Genomic DNA, 21,017 nt, shown 5'->3' on the forward strand with positions numbered 1-21,017 from the left:
GTGGAGACACCGGAGTGCGGCGACGATCGCCGGGAACACGGGAAAGGTCCCGGTCGGGAGGGCGGCTCGAGGGCCGAGGTCGCACGCGACGCGCGCAGCATGCTGGAAGCAGCTGCATCGCACGGTGTCTCAGGACCTCAGACGAGCAACGTCCTACTCCGATCGACGACAACAGGACCGCTGTACACCGTACGAGGGCGCTTGGGCACTGTCAACGAATTATCGTGGGCGGGCCCTGCGCGACCGGGACAGGAACGCGACCCGGACAGCCGCGACCGGGCGAGGACCGAGACCGGGCGCACCGGGAACAAGGAGGCTTCGCCCGTGCCCAATGGATCACTTTCGCTCGCCGCCCGGCTCTATCTCCTGTGCTGGGACGCCGAGCGGATGGAGCTCACCGGCACTTCGTGTCTCGGCCCTCTCGTACGGGCCGGCGCGCTCACCGAGCTGGCCCAGCGCGGCATGCTCGCCGACGCTGACGGCATTGCCCGGCCCCTCGGCGACAACCGCACCGGTGACCCGGTCCTGGACGGACTGCTTGAGCTTGTCGAGGAGTCCAGGCCACGTACATGGACCAGGTGGGTGACATACCACGCGACCTACACCCTCGACGCCGTCGGTACGCAGCTGGCCGGAGCCGGCTGCCTGCGCAGGAGACGCGGGCGGCTGCTCGGCCTCTTCTCCGCCGCGCAGTACGAACTCGACCGTGCTGACGTGGTGAAGTCGCTGCGCGAGGAGGCGCGGGCTGTGCTCGGAGGTCCGGTGCCGGTGGAGGACATCTCCGACCGCGACGCAGCGCTCGTCGCACTCGCGGCCGCGGCTGACGTGCGAACGCTCGCCACCGGCAATGAGCGCAGGCGCCACAGGGACCGGATCGAGGCGCTGACGGAACGCAGCGGTGCGGCCGCTCCCACGCTGAAGAACGTCTTCCAGGAGGTACGGGCGGCGTTGATCGTCGAGGTGACGTCCGCGTCAGCCACGGGCGCGTCCGGCGGCTGACGCCGTTGCTCGACGCGCCGCCGGGCGTCGGGTGTCAGCAGGCGTCGCGCAGCAGCTCGGCGAGATTGTGGTCGAGGTCCAGATAGACGTGCTCGCGGCCGGTGGGCACCATGCACTGGGCACGCTTGAGGAAGCGGCGCACCTCGCTGGTGCGGATGTGCACCATCGCGATGCCCTCGGGTGCGCGGAACTCCACCACCGTGCGGTCGTAGCCGAACGGCCTGATGCGTACATCGCCGACGCCGGCCGGTCCGTCGAGACCCGCCGCGAGCAGCTCGCGCGAAAACGCCCACGACACCTCATTGCCCTCCAGCGTCGCCGGGGGCGGGAAGGCCATCTGCACGGCGAAGGGATCCTCGCGGTCGTAACGCAGCGTGGCCGGAACAGACTCCATCTGGGGTGCCGCGGCGACCAGGCGGGCCTGCACGGCCTGCTCGATGACGGTGGACAAGGCCTGCTCCTTCGTGCGCGGCTCGCTGATGTCTCCCTGACACCGAAGGAGACGGCAGAACGAGCGATTGCGTGCATCGGAAGCCGACGTGACCTGCGTCACCGCGCTCCGCGCGCCGCGTGGCGACGTCACCGCGTCACGTCGCCACCGTTCTGCTCAGGCCCCCGACCGTTCTGCTCAGGCCCCCGCCCAGTAACCGGCGCCGTCCGCCGCACCCTGGACGGGGTACCGCCCGTGGGCTAGCTTCCAGCGCCATGACGTCCATGGGGAAGACGAGACGAATGGTTTCGGTGGGACTCTGTGCCGCGGCGGTGGCCGCGGCCCTGGCCGCGCCGGCGCAGGCGGCCCAGCCGTCGGGCAGTGCTTCGGCAGACGGCGCAGACGGCACGGGGCCGAGCTGGAGCCTCAAGGACACCGGTACGGATGTACGGTTCCGGGGCCTGGCGGCCGTCAGCCGGAAGACCGCGTGGGTCGCCGGCTCGAAGGGCACCGTGCTGCGTACCGCGGACGGCGGACGCACCTGGCGGAACGTCTCCCCGCCAGGTGCGGGCGAGCTGGAGTTCCGCGACATCGAGGCCTTCGACGGCCGTCGAGCGGTGGTGCTGGCCATCGGCGAGGGCGAGGCGTCCCGGGTCTTCCGTACCGAGGACGGCGGATCGAGCTGGACCGAGTCCTTCCGCAACACCGACACGAAGGCCTTCTACGACTGCATCACCTTCTTCGACAGTCGGCACGGTGTCGCCATGAGCGACCCGGTGGACGGCAAGTACCGCATCCTGTCGACCGGCGACGGCGGCGCGTCGTGGAAGGTGCTGCCGACCGCCGGGATGCCGGCGGCGCTGCCGGGCGAGGCGGCCTTCGCCGCCAGCGGCCAGTGCCTGGTCAGTTCGGGGGGCAAAGACGTGTGGCTGGCGACCGGCGGTGGCGCCACGGCGCGCGTACTGCACTCCGCCGACCGCGGTCGGAACTGGACCGTCGCCGAGTCGACCATCCCCGCCGGGGATCCGGCACGAGGAGTCTTCGCACTCGCCTTCCGCGACCGTACCCACGGCATCGCGGTCGGCGGCGACTACCGCGCCGACCAGGCATCCCCGCGCGCCGGCGCGGTCAGCCGGGACGGCGGCCGCAGCTGGCAGCAGTCCAACACGCCGCCGTCGGCCTACCGTTCGGGCATCGCCTGGCTGCCGCACAGCCGGTCGGCCGCGCTCGCCGTCGGTCCCACCGGCACGGATCTGACGGTGGACGGCGGCCGCAGCTGGCGCACCGTCGACACCGGTTCGTACGACACGGTCGACTGCACACCCGACCTCGGCTGCTGGGCCTCGGGAGAGAAGGGCCGGGTCGCGCGGCTGGAGTTCTGAGGGCTGTGCCGCGGCCCTATGAGGGGCCAGGGCTGTGCCGCGGCCCTATGAGGGCAGCTGCCGGCGGTACGGGGCGAGTCCGGGCGCCGTCTTGGTCGCGATGAACTCCGTGATCCGGTACGCGCACACGCCGCCGACCGTGAAGGGGTCGGCCGCCGCGATCGCCTCGATCCGCGCGCGGTCGTCCCCGACGGCCAGGATCACCCCGCCGTCGCGCGGGTTCTTGCGGCCCGAGGCAATGAACACGCCCTCCTCGTACATCGCGTCCAGCCACTCCACATGTGCCTCGAGCAGCTCGTCGACACGTTCGACGGGTGCGGTGTAGGTCAATTCCAGTACGAACATGATCGCCAGGTTACGCCGGACGGGAATCGCGCCCATTCCACCGGACCGGCCCGGACGTAGGCTGGTCGGCACTATGAAGATCATCGAGACGCCCCCCGGCTGGCCCGCCGACGAGGCCGCGGCCCTGGCCGTCCAGGACGAACTGCGCACCCGCGTCGCCCTGGACGAGCCGGGGCCGCCGGCCGCCACCGGCCTGGTGACGGGTGTCGATGTGGCGTACGACGACGAGCACGATGTCGTCGCGGCGGCGGCCGTCGTGCTGGACGCCGCGACGCTCACCGTCGTCGAGGAGGCCACCGCGGTCGGCCGGGTCGCCTTCCCGTACGTCCCGGGTCTCCTCGCCTTCCGGGAGATCCCGACCGTACTGGCCGCCCTGGAATCCCTCACCGCAGGCCCCGGTCTGGTCGTCTGCGACGGCTACGGTCTGGCCCACCCCCGCCGCTTCGGACTCGCCTCCCACCTCGGCGTACTGACCGGGCTGCCGGTCATCGGCGTCGCCAAGAACCCCTTCGTCTTCAGTTACGGCGAACTCGGCCCGCACCGCGGTGACTTCGCCCCGCTGCTCGCCGGCGACGGCGAGGAGGTCGGCCGGGCATTGCGCACCCAGGAGGGAGTCAGGCCGGTCTTCGTCTCCGTCGGCCACCGCACGACGCTCGACAACGCCTGCGCGCACACCCTCCACCTCGCGTCCCGCTACCGGCTCCCCGAGAGCACGCGCCGGGCCGACCAGCTCTGCCGGCGCGCACTGGGGGAGGCTACTCAGGTATCCGGGCCGGGAACCAGGCAGGGGAACTGAGTATCCGAGCGGATGTCAGGAGCCGGCCGTGACCGGCATGCTCCCTCGCATGACGACACAGACGACGCACAGCGCCACCGAGACCACCCACCCAGTTGAGCGCATCGTGACGGCCGTGCTCATCCTCGCCGCGCTGACGGGCTTCGGCTGGGTGGGGTCGATGGTCTGCACAGTACTGTCCGGCTGACGGCCGGCCGGCCGTGTTCGCGGTCGGCTCCTGATCTCAGCGCGTGGCAGCCACCCGGAAGGTGATCCCCGCCGCCTGCAGGCGCTCCAGCAGCGCATCACCCATCGCGACGGCCGTCGTGACCTGTCCCGATGTCTTCGGCAGTGCGTCGAAGGCGAGGCAGAGTGCCGACTCGGCGAGCATCTTCGCCGTCTCGTCGTACCCCGGGTCGCCACCCGAGACCTCGGTGAAGACCCGGCGGCCGCCGCCCTCGCCCACAAAGCGCACCGAGAACCAGCTCTTCGCCCTACGTGCTTCGCCCGGCCCCTCACCCGGCTTGAGGCGGTCCGACAACCAGCGCCGGACGGGCGGCAGTTGCGCCAGACCGAAGAGCGCGCCCAATGCCGCCACACCGCCCGCCGCCATCGGTAGCGTCCGGACCGCCGCATAGTGCCGGTAGCGGAAGTCCGGGCCGTAGCGGGGCAGCACGGCCGCCGAGCGGGCCACGATCTGCGGGTCGATCGTGGGCAGTGGCAGCGCCCAGGCGCCGGTCTCCCCGCTGAACCGCGGCCCGGCCAGCGGAGCCCGCGCACGGCGTCCCATCAGCCGCGGCTCGTGCAGCCGTCGCTCGTGCGCCGCCCGCAGCATCTGCCGTCCCCGGCTCATCGCGGTGAGCGCCGAGGCGAACGTACCGCCGGAGAACGTGGCGTTGGAGCGTACGAAGCCGTCGACGCGCAGCGGCACGTCCTGCGGAAGGTGCTGGACGGTGAAGTACGCGCCGAGGTCGTGCGGAATCGAGTCGAAGCCGCATGCGTGGACGATCCTCGCCCCGGTCTCCCGGGCCCGCCCGTCGTGGCGCACGTACATCAGGTCCACGAACTCGGGCTCGCCGGTCAGGTCGGCGTAGTCGGTCCCGGCCTCGGCGCAGGCGGAGACCAGCGACTCCCCGTACCAGACATACGGACCAACAGTCGTCGCCACCACACGGGTGGACTCGGCGAGTTCGCGCAGCGCGTCCGGGTCGTCCGCGTCCGTCTGGATCAGCGGCAGCTCGGCGCAGCCGGGATTCACGGCGGCAAGGCGCTCACGCAGCTGCTCCAGCTTCTGGCGGCTGCGGCCCGCGATGGCCCAGCGGCAATCGTCCGGTGCGTGCGCCGCGAGGTACTTCGCGGTGAGCACACCGACGAATCCCGTCGCTCCGAAGAGCACGATGTCGTACGGGCGCTGTGCACGATCGGTCCCGTTCTGCCTGTTCAATGGCCCCTCCGCCGTTGCCCCCGCGGTCCTGTCGGTGGCTGAGGCTAGCGTGCGAACGAGCTCGGCAGTAGATGTGTTCCCCATCGGTAACATGCCGGGCCCCGGAGCACGGATCCAGCGTGCGGCCATGCGTGGCCGGCGCGGAGGACATCAAGGGGTCGGCCCGCTCGGTGGAGGCCGGGCCTGTGACGACGTACCGGGGACGCCTCCTATATTGACCGTAAACACATGGTCTGGGCGGTAATTCCGGGAGTCGGCGGCGTCCGATTCTAAGCGCTTGCTCGGCCCAGACCCTTGTGTGGAGTGGAACGCGTTCTTACCATCTCTGGTGTTACATCAGTTGTGTCACAGTGCTGGGGGCTCAATGGCGGCGACAGGGAACGGCCCACTGGCCGGGGTGCGTGTGGTCGAGCTGGCGGGTATCGGGCCCGGCCCGTTCGCCGCCATGGTGCTGGCCGACCTCGGCGCCGATGTCGTACGGGTCGACCGGCCCGGCGGCTCGGGGCTGAACATCGATCCGGCCTACGACCTCACCAACCGCAACAAGCGCTCGGTGCTCATCGACCTCAAGGCCGATGGCGGCCCCGACCAGGTCCTCGACCTGGTCGAACGCGCCGACGTACTCATCGAGGGATACCGGCCGGGAGTCGCCGAGCGCCTCGGGGTCGGCCCGCAGGAGTGCCACGCGCGCAATCCGCGGCTCGTGTACGGACGGATGACCGGCTGGGGCCAGGAAGGCCCGCTTGCCCAGCGCGCCGGACACGACATCGCGTACATCGCCATCACCGGCACCCTCGGCATGATCGGCAAGGCCGACGAGCCGCCCACCGTCCCGGCCAACCTCGTCGGCGACTACGCGGGCGGCTCGCTCTATCTCGTCATCGGTGTGCTCGCCGCGCTGCAGCACGCGCGCACCGAGGGCGGCGCCGGTCAGGTCGTCGACGCGGCCATCGTCGACGGAGCCGCTCATCTGGCCACGATGATCCACGGAATGATGGCGGCCGGCGGCTGGCAGGACCGGCGTGGAGCGAATCTGCTCGACGGAGGCTGCCCGTTCTACGGCAACTACGAGACCGCCGACGGCGAGTACATGGCGGTCGGGGCCCTGGAGCAGCAGTTCTACAACGAGTTCATCGAACTGCTCGGCATCAAGGACGAGGCCCCGGCCCGTAAGGACTTCGCCCGCTGGGGCGAGCTGCGCGACGTCGTGGCCGCCCGGTTCAGGACGAAGACCCGCGACGAGTGGACCGCCGTCTTCGAGGGTTCGGACGCCTGCGTGGCGCCGGTCCTCTCGCTCGGAGAGGCTCCCTCGCATCCACATCTCGCCGCCCGTGGAACCTTCGTCGAGCACAGTGGACTCACCCAGCCCGCACCCGCGCCCCGCTTCTCCGCCACGCCGGGCGCCGTGGTGCGTCCGCCCGCCCAGCCGGGCGCGGACACCGCGGAGGTCGCTCTCGACTGGGACATTCCCGGCCTCGCCGGCACCGCCAAGGAGGAAGACCGTTGAAGCGCCAGATCTTCACCGCCGAGCACGACGCGTTCCGTGAGACCGTCCGTACCTTCCTCGCCAAGGAGGTCCTGCCGCACTACGAGCAGTGGGAAAAGGACGGCATCGTCAGTCGGGAGGCCTGGCTCGCCGCGGGCAGGCAGGGGCTGCTCGGCCTCGCCGTGCCGGAGGAGTACGGAGGCGGGGGGAACAGCGACTTCCGATACAGCGCCGTCCTCGCGGAGGAGTTCACCCGGGCGGGCGCCGCCGGGCTGGCGCTCGGACTGCACAACGACATCATCGGCCCGTATCTGACCGGGCTCGCGACCGAGGAGCAGAAGCGGCGCTGGCTGCCCGGCTTCTGCAGCGGCGAGATCATCACCGCCATCGCGATGACCGAGCCGGGCGCCGGCTCCGACCTCCAGGGCATCCGTACCACCGCCGAGGACCGCGGCGATCACTGGATCCTCAACGGCTCCAAGACCTTCATCTCCAACGGCATCCTCGCCGACCTGGTGGTCGTCGTCGCCAGGACGACACCCGGGGGCGGGGCCAAGGGGCTGTCGCTGCTGGTCGTGGAGCGCGGCGCCGAGGGCTTCGAGCGCGGCCGCAATCTCGACAAGATCGGCCAGAAGTCGCAGGACACGGCAGAGCTGTTCTTCAACGACGTACGCGTTCCCAAGGAGAACCTGCTCGGTGAACTCAACGGCGCCTTCATCCATCTGATGACCAATCTCGCGCAGGAGCGGATGGGCATAGCCGTCGCCGGGATCGCCGCCGCCGAGTATCTGCTGGAGATCACCACCGAGTACGTCAAGGAGCGCGAGGCCTTCGGGCGGCCGCTCTCCAAGCTCCAGCACATCCGCTTCGAGATCGCCGAGATGGCCACCGAGTGCGCCGTCACCCGTACCTTCCTCGACCGCTGCATCGTCGATCACTCGGACGGGGAACTCGACGCGGTCCATGCCTCGATGGCCAAATGGTGGGCCACCGAGCTCCAGAAGCGGGTCGCCGACCGCTGCCTCCAACTGCATGGCGGCTACGGCTATATGACTGAATACCGCGTCGCGAAAGCGTTCACAGACGGCCGTATCCAGACTATCTACGGCGGTACGACCGAGATTATGAAGGAAATCATCGGCCGCTCGATCCTCGGCTGACCTCCCGGACTCGCCCGACCCTCATGGCGTGACCCTCGAAACGCACCCCCTATGACGTAACCCTCGAAAGGCTGCAGTCTTGAGTACCGAAGCGTATGTGTACGACGCGATCCGCACCCCGCGCGGGCGCGGCAAGGCCAATGGCGCCCTGCACGGCACCAAGCCGATCGACCTTGTCGTCGGTCTGATCCACGAACTCCGCAGCCGCTTCCCCGGTCTCGACCCGGCGGCGATCGACGACATCGTGCTCGGAGTCGTCGGTCCGGTCGGCGACCAGGGTTCCGACATCGCCCGCATCTCGGCGATCGCCGCCGGACTGCCCGACACCGTCGCCGGCGTCCAGGAGAACCGCTTCTGCGCCTCGGGCCTCGAAGCCGTCAACATGGCCGCGATGAAGGTCCGTTCGGGCTGGGAGGACCTGGTGCTCGCCGGCGGCGTCGAGTCGATGTCGCGGGTGCCGATGGCCTCCGACGGCGGTGCCTGGTTCGCCGACCCGATGACCAACTTCGACACCGGTTTCGTACCGCAGGGCATCGGCGCCGACCTCATCGCCACCATCGAGGGCTTCTCCCGCCGCGATGTCGACGAGTACGCGGCACTCTCCCAGGAGCGCGCCGCCGCGGCCTGGAAGGACGGCCGCTTCGAGCGCTCCGTCGTACCGGTCCTGGACCGCAACGGCCTGGTCGTCCTCGACCACGACGAGCACATGCGCCCCGGCACCACCGCGGACTCCCTCGCCTCGCTCAAGCCCTCCTTCGCCGGCATCGGCGACATGGGCGGCTTCGACGCCGTGGCGCTGCAGAAGTACCACTGGGTGGAGAAGATCGACCACGTCCACCACGCGGGCAACTCCTCCGGCATCGTCGACGGCGCGGCGCTCGTCGCGATCGGCACCAAGGAGGTCGGCGAGCGGTACGGACTCACGCCCCGCGCCCGGATCGTGTCGGCCGCGGTCTCCGGATCCGAGCCCACCATCATGCTCACCGGCCCCGCGCCCGCCACCCGCAAGGCGCTCGCCAAGGCCGGACTGACGATGGACGACATCGACCTGGTCGAGATCAACGAGGCGTTCGCCGGTGTCGTACTGCGCTTCGCCCGCGATCTGGACATCCCGCTGGAGAAGATCAACGTCAACGGCGGCGCGATCGCGCTGGGCCATCCGCTCGGTGCGACGGGCGCGATGATCCTCGGCACCGTCATCGACGAACTGGAGCGCCAGGACAAGCGGTACGGCCTCGTCACGCTCTGCGTGGGCGGCGGCATGGGCATCGCCACGGTGATCGAGCGCGTGTAGCGGTGCGGCGGCGCGCCCCAGGGCCGGCTTCCCGAACGGCCGGCGCCCGAACGGCAGCGCCCACACCCTCCGCGCCCGCACCGCCATCGCCCGAAACGACCTGACCAAGACCTCCTGGAGACTCCGCAATGACCGAGAGCACCACCATCCGCTGGGAACAGGACGAGACCGGCGTCGTCACCCTCGTCCTCGACGACCCCAATCAGTCCGCCAACACGATGAACCAGGCCTTCAAGGAGTCCATCGCCGCGATCGCCGACCGCGCCGAGGCCGAGAAGGACTCCATCCGCGGCATCATCTTCACCTCTGCCAAGAAGACCTTCTTCGCGGGCGGCGACCTCAAGGACATGATCAAGGCCGGTCCCGAGGACGCCGAGGCCGCCTTCGAGGCCGGCATGGGCATCAAGCGCGCCCTGCGCCGGATCGAGACCCTCGGCAAGCCCGTTGTCGCCGCCATCAACGGCGCGGCCCTGGGCGGCGGTTACGAGATCGCCCTCGCCTGTCACCACCGCATCGCCCTCGACGCGCCCGGGTCCAAGATCGGCCTTCCCGAAGTCACCCTCGGCCTGCTGCCCGCGGGCGGCGGCGTCACCCGTACCGTACGGCTGATGGGTATCGCGGACGCGCTGCTGAAGGTCCTGCTGCAGGGCACCCAGTACAACCCGCAGCGCGCTCTGGAGAACGGCCTCGTCCACGAAGTGGCCGCCACCGACGAGGAGATGCTCGCCAAGGCCCGCGCCTTCATCGACGCCCATCCCGAATCGCAGCAGCCCTGGGACGTCAAGGGCTACAAGATCCCCGGCGGGACCCCGTCCAACCCGCGGTTCGCCGCCAACCTCCCCGCCTTCCCCGCGAACCTGAAGAAGCAGACCGCCGGAGCGCCCTACCCCGCCCCGCGCAATATCCTCGCGGCGGCCGTCGAGGGCTCCCAGGTCGACTTCGAGACCGCGCAGACCATCGAGGCCCGGTACTTCACCGAGCTGGTCACCGGGCAGATCGCCAAGAACATGATCCAGGCCTTCTTCTTCGACCTCCAGGCCGTCAACTCCGGCGCCAACCGCCCCAAGGGCATCGAGCCGCGCCCCGTCCGCAAGGTCGCCGTTCTCGGCGCCGGGATGATGGGCGCGGGCATCGCCTACTCCTGCGCCCGCGCGGGCATCGAGGTCGTCCTCAAGGACGTCTCCGCCGAGGCGGCCGCCAAGGGCAAGGCGTACTCCGAGAAGCTGCTCGCCAAGGCGCTCTCCCGGGGCCGTACGACCGAGGCCAAGCGTGACGCACTGCTCGCGCGCATCACGCCGACCGCCGACGCGGCGGACCTCGCCGGCTGCGATGCCGTGATCGAGGCGGTCTTCGAGGACACCGGCCTCAAGCACAAGGTGTTCCAGGAGATCCAGGACGTCATCGAGCCGGACGCGCTGCTCTGTTCCAACACCTCGACGCTGCCCATCTCCGTCCTCGCCGAAGGAGTGTCGCGGCCCGTCGACTTCATCGGGCTGCACTTCTTCTCGCCGGTCGACAAAATGCCGCTCGTCGAGATCATCAAGGGTGAGCACACCGGAGACGAGGCGCTGGCCCGAGCCTTCGACCTGGTCCGCCAGATCAACAAGACACCGATCGTCGTCAATGACTCGCGCGGCTTCTTCACCTCGCGCGTGATCGGTCAGTTCATCAACGAGGGGGTGGCGATGGTCGGCGAGGGCGTCGATCCCGTGTCCGTCGAGCAGGCCGCGGCCCAGGCCGGCTACCCGGCCAAGGTGCTCTCGCTGATGGACGAGCTGACCCTCACCCTGCCGCGCAAGATCCGCAACGAGACCAGGCGCGCGGTCGAGGAGGCCGGCGGCAGCTGGACCGGGCATCCGGCGGACGTGGTGATCGACCGAATGGTCGACGAGTTCGGGCGCACGGGCCGCGGTGGCGGCGCGGGCTTCTACGAGTACGGCGAGGACGGCAAGCGGGCCGGGCTGTGGCAGGGGCTGCGCGAGCACTTCACCAAGCCGGGCGTGGACGTCCCCTTCGAGGACATGAAGGAGCGGATGCTCTTCTCCGAGGCGCTGGACACCGTGCGCTGCCTGGAGGAGAACGTGCTGATCTCGGTCGCCGACGCCAATATCGGCTCGATCATGGGCATCGGCTTCCCGGCATGGACGGGCGGTGTGCTGCAGTACATCAACGGGTACGAGGGCGGGCTGCCCGGTTTCGTGGCGCGCGCCCGTGAACTTGCCGTGCGCTACGGCGAGCGGTTCAACCCGCCGGCGCTGCTGGTCGAGAAGGCGGAGCGCGGCGAGGTCTTCACCGACGCGTGAGGCCCGGCCCGGGCCGCGCTCAGCTCTGCCGGCTGGGCGTGGTCCGCTCTCCCGTGCGGCCGCGGCCGGTGCTCAGTCCTCCTGGCTGAACGCGGCCCGCAGCTCTTCCTTGAGCGACCGCTGGAAGGCGGTCACCAGCGCCTGCACCACCATCGGCTGCATATGGGCGGACAACGACTTCATCGCCGCCACCTGTTCGGGGTCCGGCTCCCGCTCCCGGTACGGATTCCACACCTCGTCCCGGAACAGCCTGGTGAGCTCGCGCGCCGCCGAGCGGGTGTGCTCCAGCAGGACCGTGCGGGCCGCGAGAATGGTCTCGTGCGCAATCGGCACGTCCAGCAGCTGTACACCGAGCCGCAGCAGGCCAGGGTCGAGCCGGTAGGCGTCCGAGCCCGCCGAGACGTCCGCGCGCTCCAGGACACCCATGGCCGCGAGCCGGTCGATGTCCTGCTCACTCAGGGTGCGGCCCGCGCGGCGCTCCAGATCGGCGCGGGTCGCCTCCTCGGCCGAGTCCGGCGCCCAGGAGGCGACCAGCGCCCGGTGGATCGCCAGGTCGTGCGCGCTCAGATCCGGCGGCAGCTGTTCCAGATAGCGCTCGATCGCGGCGAGCGTCATGCCCTGGTGCTGGAGCTCCTCGATGAGGGCCAGCCGGGAGAGATGGCTCGGTCCGTAGTGACCGACGCGGCGGGGTCCGATCGCCGGGGGCGGCAGGAGCCCGCGCGTGCTGTAGAAGCGGATGGTGCGCACGGTGACCCCGGCGCGCGCGGCCAGCTCGTCGACGGTGAGCGTCGGCTCCTCGGTCCCGGTCGCCATCTGTACGCCTCGCTTCCCGCTGCCCGTTCCTGATCTCCGTGCAGTGCAACAGTATTGCTGTCTCACCACTGTTGTGAAAGCGTCCGCCGATTGTCAGTGGTGGTCCCTACGGTGGGTGCATGTCCGAGATCGAGTACGTACGGGGGGACGCCACCGCGCCGCAGGGCAAGGGGGTGAAGCTGATCGCGCATGTCTGCAACGACCTGGGCGGCTGGGGGAAGGGCTTCGTGCTGGCGATATCGCGGCGCTGGCCGGAGCCGGAGGCCGCGTACCGCCGCTGGCACCGGAAGCGTGCGGGCAATGACTTCGGACTCGGCGCCGTGCAGTACGTCCAGGTGGCGCCGTATCTGTGGGTCGCGAACATGGTGGGGCAGCGAGGGACACGGACCGGCAGCAAGGGGGTTCCGGTGCGGTACGAGGCGATCGACGCGGCGCTCGGGTCCCTGGCCGGGAAGGCGGAGGAGCTGGGGGCGTCCGTCCATATGCCGCGGATCGGATGCGGGCTTGCGGGCGGCAAGTGGTCGCGGATCGAGCCGCTGATAGCGGGGCGGCTGACGGCGCGGGGTATATCGGTGACGGTGTACGACCACGAGGGCTGAGAGTCCCGCGGCGGTGCGGCGCTGGGCGGAATACGGCCGGTTGGAGCGGCTGGTCGGTGAGAAGGCGCGTCATGGCGGCACGGGATCCGCACCGACCGGCAATGGCGGCGGGCGTGCCCGATCGAGGGCACGCCCGCACGCAGCCAGTCGGTCGGTCGGCCGGGGGCGGTCAGCCGATCAGTACACAGCAACGCCGTATGCGCTGAGCGCTTCCCGCACCGGCTGGTGGATGGCCGAGCCATTGGTGCCCGAGCAGCCGGCGCTGCCCGAGTGGATGCCCAGGGCGATGGAACCCGCGAAGTGCGCACCGCCGCTGTCGCCGGCGGCCGAACAGGCGGTGGTGCGGACCATGCCGTACACCGGCCCTTCGCCGTAGTTCACGGTGACGTTCACGGCGGTGACCGTGCCGCTGGTCACGTGTGTCGTGGAGCCGCTCTTCCGGATGGCCTGGCCGACGATGGCGTCGGCCGCGGACGTGATGTCCTGGAAGCTGCCGTTGTAGAGGTTGACGTTCCCGGCGGGCTGGGCGCCACCCGTGTACTGCACAATGCCGTAGTCGTCGGTCGGAAAGCTGGTGCCCATGCGGAGCCCGATGGTCGAGCCGCCGGATGTCGCTGACCAGCTGATGGCGTCGTTGGTGCAGTGACCGGCCGTCAGGAAGTAACGGGCCGTGCCCTTCAGGACGTTGAAGGCGGCCGAGCAGCGGAAGCCGCCGCCGTAGATCGCGGCGCCGCCGGCCACCTCCTTCTTGAAGACTCCGGGCACACGCTTGATCCGTACAGCGTCGTCGAGACTCGCGGCCACCCTCTCCAGCTGAGCCATGGAGCTTTCGGAGACCGACTCGTCGGCCTCGATCGCGACCTGGTTGGTCGAGGGGTCGATGCCCCAGGAGGTGCCGGTGATCTTCGCCTCGGCCTCGAGGGTGTCCATGGCGGCTTCGAGCTGTGACGTGCTGCGCTTGACGAGCTCGGCGCGTGCCCCGACGGCCTCTACCTGGTCGGCCGAGGCCGCATCGGTGACGGTGACGACCAGTTCGCCCGTCTTGGCGTCGAGATACGAACCGGCACTGTGGTCGCCGAGGGAGCTTTCGAGCATGCTGTTGAGGCTGTACTGCGTCGGGGACGCGGTGACGCCCGACACCGGATCCGGGCCGGCCTCGGCGGTGCCCGAGCCCAGACCGGCGGCGGGCAGGGCGAGGATGACGGAAAGGCAGATGCGCGCGCGGAGCGTGCGTCTCATAGGGACTTCTCCTTCGAACGAGTCCGCGGTGGGGGGATTCGAGAAGAAGTTTGGACCGGATCGGTCCGGCATGCGGACGCGACGTGGCATGCCCCCGCCAGGCACCCAGAAGCCGGGAGAACGTCGAACCACCCACCCGTTCGGGGGAGTCAGGGACCCACCTGAACGGTGGCCGCGGTCAGCCGCCGGACCGCGTGCAGCAGCGCGTGCTCGGCGGCCAGGGCCACGGCATGCGCCTGCCGCACCGTCAGCGCCGGGTCGACCACGATCGAGGTCTCGGCCCGCAAATCGTGCCCGAGCCAGCGCATTCGCACCTCCCGCACGGCCCGTACGCCCTCGACATGGGAGAGCGCGTGCTCCGCCTCGTCGACCAGCGCCGGGTCCACCGCGTCCATCAGCCGGTGCCAGATCTCGCGCGCCGCACCGCGCAGCACCAGCGCGATCGCCCCGGTGATCGCAAGTCCGATCAGCGGATCGGCCCACCGCCATCCGAGTACAGCTCCGCCCGCGCCCAGCAGTACGGCCAGTGAAGTGAAAGCGTCGCTCCGGGCATGCAGTCCGTCGGCCACCAGCGCTGCCGACCCGATCCTGCGGCCTGTACGGATCCGGGCCCTTGCCACCCACTCGTTGCCCATGAAACCCACCAGGCCGGCCACAGCCACTGCGGCCGGATGGCTGACATCCTGCGGCTCGAACAGCCGCCGCAGCGCCTCGTACCCGGCGAAGGCCGCCGACGCGGCGATCACCAGCACCACGAAGACGCCCGCCAGATCCTCCGCCCGGCCGAAGCCGTAGGTGTAGCGGCGGGTGGCCGCCCGCCGGCCGAGGACGAAGGCGAGGGCGAGCGGCAGAGCGGTCAGCGCGTCGGTGGCGTTGTGGACGGTGTCACCGAGCAGCGCCACCGACCCCGAAGCGCTCGCGATCACCGCCTGGACGGCGGTGGTGGCGGCGAGCACACCGAAGGAGAACCACAGCGTCCGCAGTCCCTCGGCCGATCGTTCGAGGGCGGCGTCGATGCGGTCGTGGGTGTGGTGATGGTGGTGACCATGAACGTGCCCGTGACCCGTCATGGTCACCACCCTGACGCATCAAATCCCTTGCAGCCACTGCCGAAAAGCATCCACTGACCAGCTGCCAAGGGTTTGCGCCTACTGCCCGGACGCGGTCACCGGATAGTGGTCGGAGAGGTTGGTGTAGGTGTACTTCGTGCCCCAGCTGGAGACCGTCCAGGGCGCGCTCTGTTCCTTGATCACCTCATTCGTCCAGCCGGCCGGCTTGGGGTGCCCGGCGCGGTGCAGGACGTAGTCCAGGTCCTCGCGCGGGTCGTCCGGGTAGCGGTAGGAGGCAATCGAATTCTCCTCGGTGTCGAAGGAGTACGGGTGCCCGGTGCGGGCGTCCGCCCCCACGAGATCCGCGTCGGCGAGCATCGTCGCGTACTCCGGCGTCCGCGAATCCACGTTGAAGTCGCCCGCGACGAGGACCTGTTCGGACGCTGGGATGTTCTTGGCGTCGAGGAAGGCGTCGATGGCCTTGAACTGGCGGCTGCGCATCTGCGCCGCCTCGCCCGCGGCGCAGCCGGGGTCGGTCGACTGCGTATGTGTCCCCACCACATGGACCTTTGTGCCGTTCACATTCAACACGACATAGACGAAGCCCTTGTTGGACCACCAGTCCGCGCCGCAGGCGTCCTTGTAGACGTACTGCTCCTTGCGGACGACCGGCCACTTGCTGAGCACCGCCACCCCGCCGTCCTCCGGTGTGGCGGCCGAGTACGACCCACCGGTCGCGTCCCAGCCGTCCCTGCTGCGCCCCATCACCGGGGTCTGGTACGGGTACTGGGCCGCGGCCTTCTGCTTCAGCGCGTCCGAGGAAGAGTTGTCGAAGGCCTCCTGCACGACGACGACGTCCTTGCCCTGGAAGAACGTGGTCGCCGGAATGGCCGCGGCCCGGTGGTCCTGGCCCCAGTTGGGGTACAGCGTCTTGCTGAACAGGAAGGTGTTGTACGTCAGCACTTTGAGGGACGGCGTTGCCTCCGCGGGTGCGGCGGAGGCCGTCGGAGCCGTCCCGGTGAGGACGGCTGCGGCGAGCGCGGTGGACAGGGCTGCGCCAGGGATACGGCGGAGCACGGCGTGCGGCACAAGGACTCCCGAAGGTGGTGGGGGGTACGACCGGCGCCGCACATCAAATCAGCCGGAGTTACCTCCTGGTAATGACCAGGTGCCTACTTTCTTTCCGCAGCCCCACGATCACGCCAACTCCCCGGAATCCGCGCGGTTGTTCGCGCACGTGGAGGGGTGGTCGCCCGGCGGGGTCGATCCTGCGGATCTCGCGTAACGGGCTGTAACCGGCCCCTGTTCCCTCCCCTCGCCGGAGAGCCGAAGTTACAATTGATATCGAGTTGTTCCACCGGCCTTGTCGACAACGCTGACGCTGATTCAGGCCGGGCTCGGACCCGCCAGGAGCGCACCGATGAACAGGGTCGCAGCAGAACCCGTACCGCTCCCGCCCGGCGGAGTGCTGTGGACCTACGCCGGCGACATCCGGGCCCTGCTGATGCTGCCCGCCGCCCTCACCCTGCAGGTCGCCCACCCCGCAGTCGGCGCGGGCGTCGACGACCACTCCGTCTTCCGTACCGACCCCTGGGGCCGCGGGGAGCGCTCCCTGCACTCGCTCCAGCTCTGGGTGTACGGCGGTGAGGCGGCGGCTGAGGAGGGCCGCAGACTCCGCGAGCTCCACAAGACGATTCGGGGCACGGACGCCCACGGCCGCCGCTACCACGCGCTCAGCCCCGCCTGCTACTCCTGGGTGCACGCCACCGGCTTCCCCGTCTACCAGCACGCGCTGCGCTATCTGGCGCCTCCGCTCACCGAGGTCCAGGAGCGGCAGCTGTACGCGGAGTGGCTCCAGGTCGGCCGGATCCTCGGCATCCACGACCGGGACATGCCGCAGACGATCGAGGAGTTCTGGCCGTACTACCGCAAGGTGCTCGCCGACGAGATCGAGGCGACCGTCGTCGTACGCGAACTGATCGCCACCGACCGGCCGGTGCCGCCGCCCGACCGAGGACCGCTCGCGGTGAGACTGCTGCTCAGGACGGCGTGGCCGCTGCTGCTCCCTCCGCTCGCCCGCTTCCGCCGCTTCATCACGATCGGGCTGATGCCGCCCGACGCACGCCAGGCGATCGGCCTGGAGTGGACGGATGAGCAGGAGCGGCGGCTGCGCAGAGTCGCCCGGTTCGTACGGGCCGTGGTTCCCGTGCTCCCCGAGCGACTGCGGTACCTCCCGCTCGCGCGCGAGGCGCGACGGGCCGCCCGGCTCAGCCGGTCAGCCCGCCCCGTGCGATGACGTCCGCGTACCAGCGGGCGCTGTCCTTGAACGTACGGCGCTGGGTCGCGAAGTCGACATGAACGATGCCGAACCGCTTGCTGTAGCCGTAGGCCCACTCGAAGTTGTCCAGCAGCGACCACAGGAAGTAGCCGCGCACATCCGCGCCGTCCGCGATGGCCCGGTGCACCGCCGCGAGGTGGGACCGCAGATACGCCACCCGCTCGGGGTCATGGACCGCGCCCGACGGATCGGCGTAGTCGTCGTACGCGGCGCCGTTCTCGGTGATCACCAGTGGTACGCCCGGAAGGTCGTCACGCAGGCGGATCAGCAGCTCGTGCAGACCGTCGGCATCGACCGGCCAGTCCATCGCGGTACGCGGGCCCGGCGCGGGCACGAAGCGGACGTGCTGTTCCGCGCCGGCCCACGGCGAGGGTGAGTCCGACGACCCGGCAGCGACGACCGTGGGGGAGTAGTAGTTGATGCCCAGCGTGTCGATCGGCGTGGAGATCATGTCCAGATCGCCGTCCTGTACAAAGGCCCAGTCGGTGACCGAAGCCGTGTCGCGGACCAGATCCTCAGGAAGCCGGCCGTGGAACACCGGATCGAGGAAGATCCGGTTCCCGACGGCATCGATCCGGCGAGCCGCGTCCAGGTCGTCCTCGGAGTCCGTGAGCGGCCGCACCACATGCAGATTGAGCGTCAGCGAGATCTCCGACGTCGAGGGCAGCGCGGCATGCAGCGTCCGCGCGGCCCACCCGTGCGCCAGGTTGAAATGGTGCGATGCGCGCAGCGAGGCACTCGCGCTGGTGCGCCCCGGGGCGTGCACACCGGAGCCGTAGCCGAGGAACGCGGCGCACCACGGCTCGTTCAGCGTGGTCCAGGTCTTCACCCGGTCGCCGAGCGCATCCGCCATGATCCCGGCGTAGTCGCCGAAGCGCCGGGCGGTCTCGCGCTGCGGCCAGCCGCCCGCGTCCTCCAGCTCCTGCGGCAGATCCCAGTGGTAGAGCGTGGCCACCGGCCGGATGCCCGCCTCGAGAAGCTCGTCGGTGAGCCGGCGGTAGAAGTCCAGTCCCTTCTGTACGGCGGGACCGCGCCCGGTCGGCTGCACCCGCGGCCAGGCCACCGAGAACCGGTAGTCGGTGACGCCGAGCTGCTTCATCAGCGCGACGTCCTCGCGCATCCGGTGGTAGTGGTCGGCGGCGATGTCGCCGGTGTCGCCGTTGCGGACCTTGCCCGGCACACGGCTGAAGGTGTCCCAGATGGACGGCGTACGGCCGTCTTCCGCCGCGGCGCCCTCGATCTGGTACGCGGCGGTGGCGGTGCCCCAGCGGAATCCGGCCGGGAACCGGAGGTCCGTCGTCGTCTTGGGGCGTGCGTCGACAGCGGTCATGAGGTGGAACTCCCAGGAATAGAGACGGAGCGGTGCGGGGGAGGGGGGTCAGCCCTTGACGGCGCCCTGCATGATGCCGCCGACGATCTGCCGGCCGAGCAGACCGAAAACGAGCAGCACCGGGAGAGTGCCGAGCAGCGTGCCCGCCATGATCACGGACTGGTCGTGGACATAGCCGCCGCCGAGCTGGCGCAGGGCGACCTGCACCGTCGGCTCCTGCGAGGAGAGCGCGACGATCGGCCAGAAGAAGTCGTTCCACGCGGCCATGAAGGTCAGCATCCCCAGCACGGCCATACCGGGCCGGGCGATCGGCACCACGATCGACCAGAAGATGCGGGCGGTGGACGCGCCGTCGACCCTGGCCGCCTCGATCAGCTCGTCCGGCAGCGACTGCACCAGGTACTGGCGCATGAAGAACACACCGAAGGCGGAGACCAGACCGGGGAGGATCACGGCCTGCAGCTGGTTCACCCACTGCAGCTCGGCGATCAGCATGAAGAGCGGGATCACACCGAGCTGCGGCGGGATCATCATGGTGCCCACCGTGATCGCCAGCAGCGCGCCGCGGCCGCGGAAGCGCAGCTTGGCGAAGGCGAATCCGGCGAGCGTGCAGCAGAGCACTGTGCCGACGGTGATCGAGCCGGAGACGATGAAGGAGTTGAGAAGAGCCTTGCCGATATCGGCCTCCTCCATCACCGCCTGAAAGTTGTGGAACAGATTCGAGCCCGGCAGCAGCGTCGGCGGCACTTTTGCCAGATCGGCGTTGGAGCGGCTGGCGGCGACGATCGTCCAGTAGAACGGGAACGCCGAGACGAGGACGGCGGCGATCAGGATCGCGTGGGCGAGCCTGCCGCCCTGCATCGTGCGGCCGGCCCGGTTTCTCCTTGGGCGCGTGGGCCCGGGTCGTGCGCCCGCGGCGGGCGGCTCGGTCGGCGGAGCGGCGAGCGCGGTCATCGGCCGGCCTCCTTGCGGGAACGGCGGTGCGCGATCAGGGCGTTGACCCCGACCAGCACCAGGATCAGCAGGAACATCACCCAGGCGATGGCGGCGGCCCGGCCCAGATGGAAGAAGCCCCAGCCCTGCTCGTACATGTAGAGGCCGAGCGTCTGGTACTGGTGCGAGATACCGCCGGAGATGGAGCCTTCGAAGAGCAGCGGTTCACCGAAGAGCTGGGTGGCGCCGATCGTCGAGACGACGACGGTGAACAGGATCGTGGGACGCAGGCCCGGCAGGGTGACATGGATGAACTGCCGCCAGCGCGAGGCCCCGTCCATTTCGGCGGCCTCGTACAGCTCGCTCGGGATGGACTGCATGCCGGCCAGATAGATCAGCGCGTTGTAGCCGGTCCAGCGCCAGATGACGATGGTCGATACGGCGATCTGCGAGGAGACCGTGCCGGCCTGCCAGTCCACCGGATCGAAACCGACAAGGCCCAGTACATAGTTGATCAGGCCGAAATCGCGGCCGAAGAGCTGCGCGAAGACCAGGGTCGCGGCGGCGACGGAGGTCGCGTACGGCAGCAGCATCGCCGTACGCAGGAAAGTCCGGCCACGCAGCCGGTAGTTGAGCAAATGGGCCAGGCCCAGCGCCATCACCAGCTGGGGGACGGTGGACAGCACCCCGATGGTGAATGTGTTTCCCAGTGCGGTCCAGAAGATCTCGTCGTCGAAGAGCGCGGTGTAGTTGCCGAGGCCACGCCACTCCATCTCGCCGGGCGTCTGCAGCTCTACCCGATAGAGGGAGACGAAGGCCGTGTAGATCAGCGGGAAGAGCCCGAAGGCGGCGAACAGGGTGAAGAACGGAGCGATATAGGCGTACGGCGAGAGCGTGCGCCAGGTGCGGTGTGCGGCCGAGGGCCGGTTGGAGACCGGCTTCGCGCCGGCGGTGAGGGTCACGGTGCGGCCCTTCGAGGAGTGGGAACGGGAAGTCGCGGAAGACCGGCAGCCGGAGGCCGGTCCGGCCGGGAACCAGGACCGGCTTGCCGGGAATCAGGACCGGCCTGAGGGAGTCGAGCGGTCCCGGGGAAGTTCG

The 21,017-nt window shown here is 69.8% G+C and carries 20 protein-coding genes; 10 read left to right on the top strand and 10 right to left on the bottom strand.

Annotated elements, in window-relative coordinates; all coding sequences use genetic code 11:
- Positions 1 to 324: 324 nt before the first annotated feature.
- Complete coding sequence (locus OG966_RS33890) at positions 325 to 999, top strand: GOLPH3/VPS74 family protein (RefSeq protein ID WP_326653858.1); 675 nt, start codon at positions 325 to 327, stop codon at positions 997 to 999.
- 34 nt (positions 1,000 to 1,033) lie between these two features.
- Here OG966_RS33890 and OG966_RS33895 read toward each other — a convergent pair whose 3' ends face one another.
- The gene (locus tag OG966_RS33895) at positions 1,034 to 1,450 is read right to left on the bottom strand and encodes an SsgA family sporulation/cell division regulator (protein WP_326653859.1); all 417 of its coding nucleotides are present in this window, start codon (positions 1,448 to 1,450) and stop codon (positions 1,034 to 1,036) included.
- 254 nt (positions 1,451 to 1,704) lie between these two features.
- Between OG966_RS33895 and OG966_RS33900 the strand changes: the two genes are divergently transcribed.
- On the top strand, positions 1,705 to 2,811 hold the full coding sequence (locus OG966_RS33900; RefSeq protein ID WP_326653860.1) for a WD40/YVTN/BNR-like repeat-containing protein: 1,107 nt from the start codon (positions 1,705 to 1,707) through the stop codon (positions 2,809 to 2,811).
- A 45-nt stretch (positions 2,812 to 2,856) separates the two neighbouring features.
- Here the strand turns inward: OG966_RS33900 and OG966_RS33905 are convergent, their stop codons facing one another.
- Positions 2,857 to 3,156, bottom strand: a complete 300-nt coding sequence (locus OG966_RS33905; RefSeq protein WP_326653861.1) for a YciI family protein — start codon at positions 3,154 to 3,156, stop codon at positions 2,857 to 2,859.
- Between the two features lie 73 nt (positions 3,157 to 3,229).
- Between OG966_RS33905 and OG966_RS33910 the strand changes: the two genes are divergently transcribed.
- Positions 3,230 to 3,952 carry an endonuclease V gene (locus OG966_RS33910; protein WP_326653862.1) on the top strand — a complete coding sequence of 241 codons (723 nt, stop codon included), beginning with the start codon at positions 3,230 to 3,232 and terminating at the stop codon, positions 3,950 to 3,952.
- Between the two features lie 49 nt (positions 3,953 to 4,001).
- Positions 4,002 to 4,139, top strand: a complete 138-nt coding sequence (gene mmpA / locus OG966_RS33915; protein ID WP_326653863.1) for a morphogenic membrane protein MmpA — start codon at positions 4,002 to 4,004, stop codon at positions 4,137 to 4,139.
- A gap of 36 nt (positions 4,140 to 4,175) precedes the next feature.
- Here the strand turns inward: mmpA and OG966_RS33920 are convergent, their stop codons facing one another.
- On the bottom strand, positions 4,176 to 5,375 hold the full coding sequence (locus tag OG966_RS33920; protein ID WP_326653864.1) for a saccharopine dehydrogenase family protein: 1,200 nt from the start codon (positions 5,373 to 5,375) through the stop codon (positions 4,176 to 4,178).
- Between the two features lie 364 nt (positions 5,376 to 5,739).
- Here OG966_RS33920 and OG966_RS33925 point away from each other — a divergent pair, with 364 nt between their 5' ends.
- The 4 genes from OG966_RS33925 (at position 5,740) to OG966_RS33940 (ending at position 11,618) form a co-directional block, all read left to right on the top strand.
- Positions 5,740 to 6,882 (top strand): CaiB/BaiF CoA transferase family protein, encoded by a 1,143-nt coding sequence (locus OG966_RS33925; protein WP_326653865.1) that lies wholly within the window; start codon positions 5,740 to 5,742, stop codon positions 6,880 to 6,882.
- Positions 6,879 to 8,021, top strand: coding sequence for an acyl-CoA dehydrogenase family protein (locus OG966_RS33930; protein WP_326653867.1), 1,143 nt, complete (start codon positions 6,879 to 6,881; stop codon positions 8,019 to 8,021). Before OG966_RS33925 ends, OG966_RS33930 begins: the two co-directional genes overlap by 4 nt.
- Positions 8,022 to 8,100: 79 nt before the next feature.
- On the top strand, positions 8,101 to 9,315 hold the full coding sequence (locus OG966_RS33935; protein ID WP_326653868.1) for an acetyl-CoA C-acetyltransferase: 1,215 nt from the start codon (positions 8,101 to 8,103) through the stop codon (positions 9,313 to 9,315).
- A gap of 128 nt (positions 9,316 to 9,443) precedes the next feature.
- A complete protein-coding gene (locus tag OG966_RS33940; protein WP_326653869.1) occupies positions 9,444 to 11,618 on the top strand; it encodes a 3-hydroxyacyl-CoA dehydrogenase NAD-binding domain-containing protein in 2,175 nt (724 codons plus the stop codon).
- Between the two features lie 72 nt (positions 11,619 to 11,690).
- Here the strand turns inward: OG966_RS33940 and OG966_RS33945 are convergent, their stop codons facing one another.
- Positions 11,691 to 12,431 carry a MerR family transcriptional regulator gene (locus OG966_RS33945; RefSeq protein WP_326653870.1) on the bottom strand — a complete coding sequence of 247 codons (741 nt, stop codon included), beginning with the start codon at positions 12,429 to 12,431 and terminating at the stop codon, positions 11,691 to 11,693.
- Positions 12,432 to 12,550: 119 nt separating this feature from the next.
- Between OG966_RS33945 and OG966_RS33950 the strand changes: the two genes are divergently transcribed.
- Entirely contained in the window at positions 12,551 to 13,030 is a 480-nt protein-coding gene (locus OG966_RS33950; RefSeq protein WP_326653871.1) for a macro domain-containing protein, read from the top strand.
- A 177-nt stretch (positions 13,031 to 13,207) separates the two neighbouring features.
- On the opposite strand, the gene OG966_RS33955 is transcribed toward OG966_RS33950, so the two are convergent.
- The 3 genes from OG966_RS33955 to sph form a co-directional block, all read right to left on the bottom strand.
- A complete protein-coding gene (locus OG966_RS33955; RefSeq protein WP_326653873.1) occupies positions 13,208 to 14,269 on the bottom strand; it encodes a S1 family peptidase in 1,062 nt (353 codons plus the stop codon).
- 149 nt (positions 14,270 to 14,418) lie between these two features.
- Positions 14,419 to 15,339 (bottom strand): cation diffusion facilitator family transporter, encoded by a 921-nt coding sequence (locus tag OG966_RS33960; RefSeq protein ID WP_326653874.1) that lies wholly within the window; start codon positions 15,337 to 15,339, stop codon positions 14,419 to 14,421.
- Positions 15,340 to 15,417: 78 nt separating this feature from the next.
- Complete coding sequence (sph, locus tag OG966_RS33965) at positions 15,418 to 16,407, bottom strand: sphingomyelin phosphodiesterase (protein WP_326653875.1); 990 nt, start codon at positions 16,405 to 16,407, stop codon at positions 15,418 to 15,420.
- Positions 16,408 to 16,738: 331 nt separating this feature from the next.
- Here sph and OG966_RS33970 point away from each other — a divergent pair, with 331 nt between their 5' ends.
- Positions 16,739 to 17,614, top strand: coding sequence for an oxygenase MpaB family protein (locus OG966_RS33970; RefSeq protein WP_326653876.1), 876 nt, complete (start codon positions 16,739 to 16,741; stop codon positions 17,612 to 17,614).
- Here the strand turns inward: OG966_RS33970 and OG966_RS33975 are convergent.
- The 3 genes from OG966_RS33975 to OG966_RS33985 are packed head-to-tail and all read right to left on the bottom strand — an operon-like array spanning position 17,586 to position 20,881.
- Complete coding sequence (locus tag OG966_RS33975) at positions 17,586 to 18,986, bottom strand: GH1 family beta-glucosidase (protein ID WP_326653877.1); 1,401 nt, start codon at positions 18,984 to 18,986, stop codon at positions 17,586 to 17,588. The genes OG966_RS33970 and OG966_RS33975 overlap by 29 nt on opposite strands.
- 48 nt (positions 18,987 to 19,034) lie before the next feature.
- Positions 19,035 to 19,940 carry a carbohydrate ABC transporter permease gene (locus OG966_RS33980; RefSeq protein WP_326653878.1) on the bottom strand — a complete coding sequence of 302 codons (906 nt, stop codon included), beginning with the start codon at positions 19,938 to 19,940 and terminating at the stop codon, positions 19,035 to 19,037.
- On the bottom strand, positions 19,937 to 20,881 hold the full coding sequence (locus tag OG966_RS33985) for a carbohydrate ABC transporter permease (RefSeq protein WP_326653879.1): 945 nt from the start codon (positions 20,879 to 20,881) through the stop codon (positions 19,937 to 19,939). Before OG966_RS33985 ends, OG966_RS33980 begins: the two co-directional genes overlap by 4 nt.
- Between the last annotated feature and the right edge of the window lie 136 nt (positions 20,882 to 21,017).

Source organism: Streptomyces sp. NBC_01750 (assembly GCF_035918095.1).
Taxonomy (GTDB): domain Bacteria; phylum Actinomycetota; class Actinomycetes; order Streptomycetales; family Streptomycetaceae; genus Streptomyces.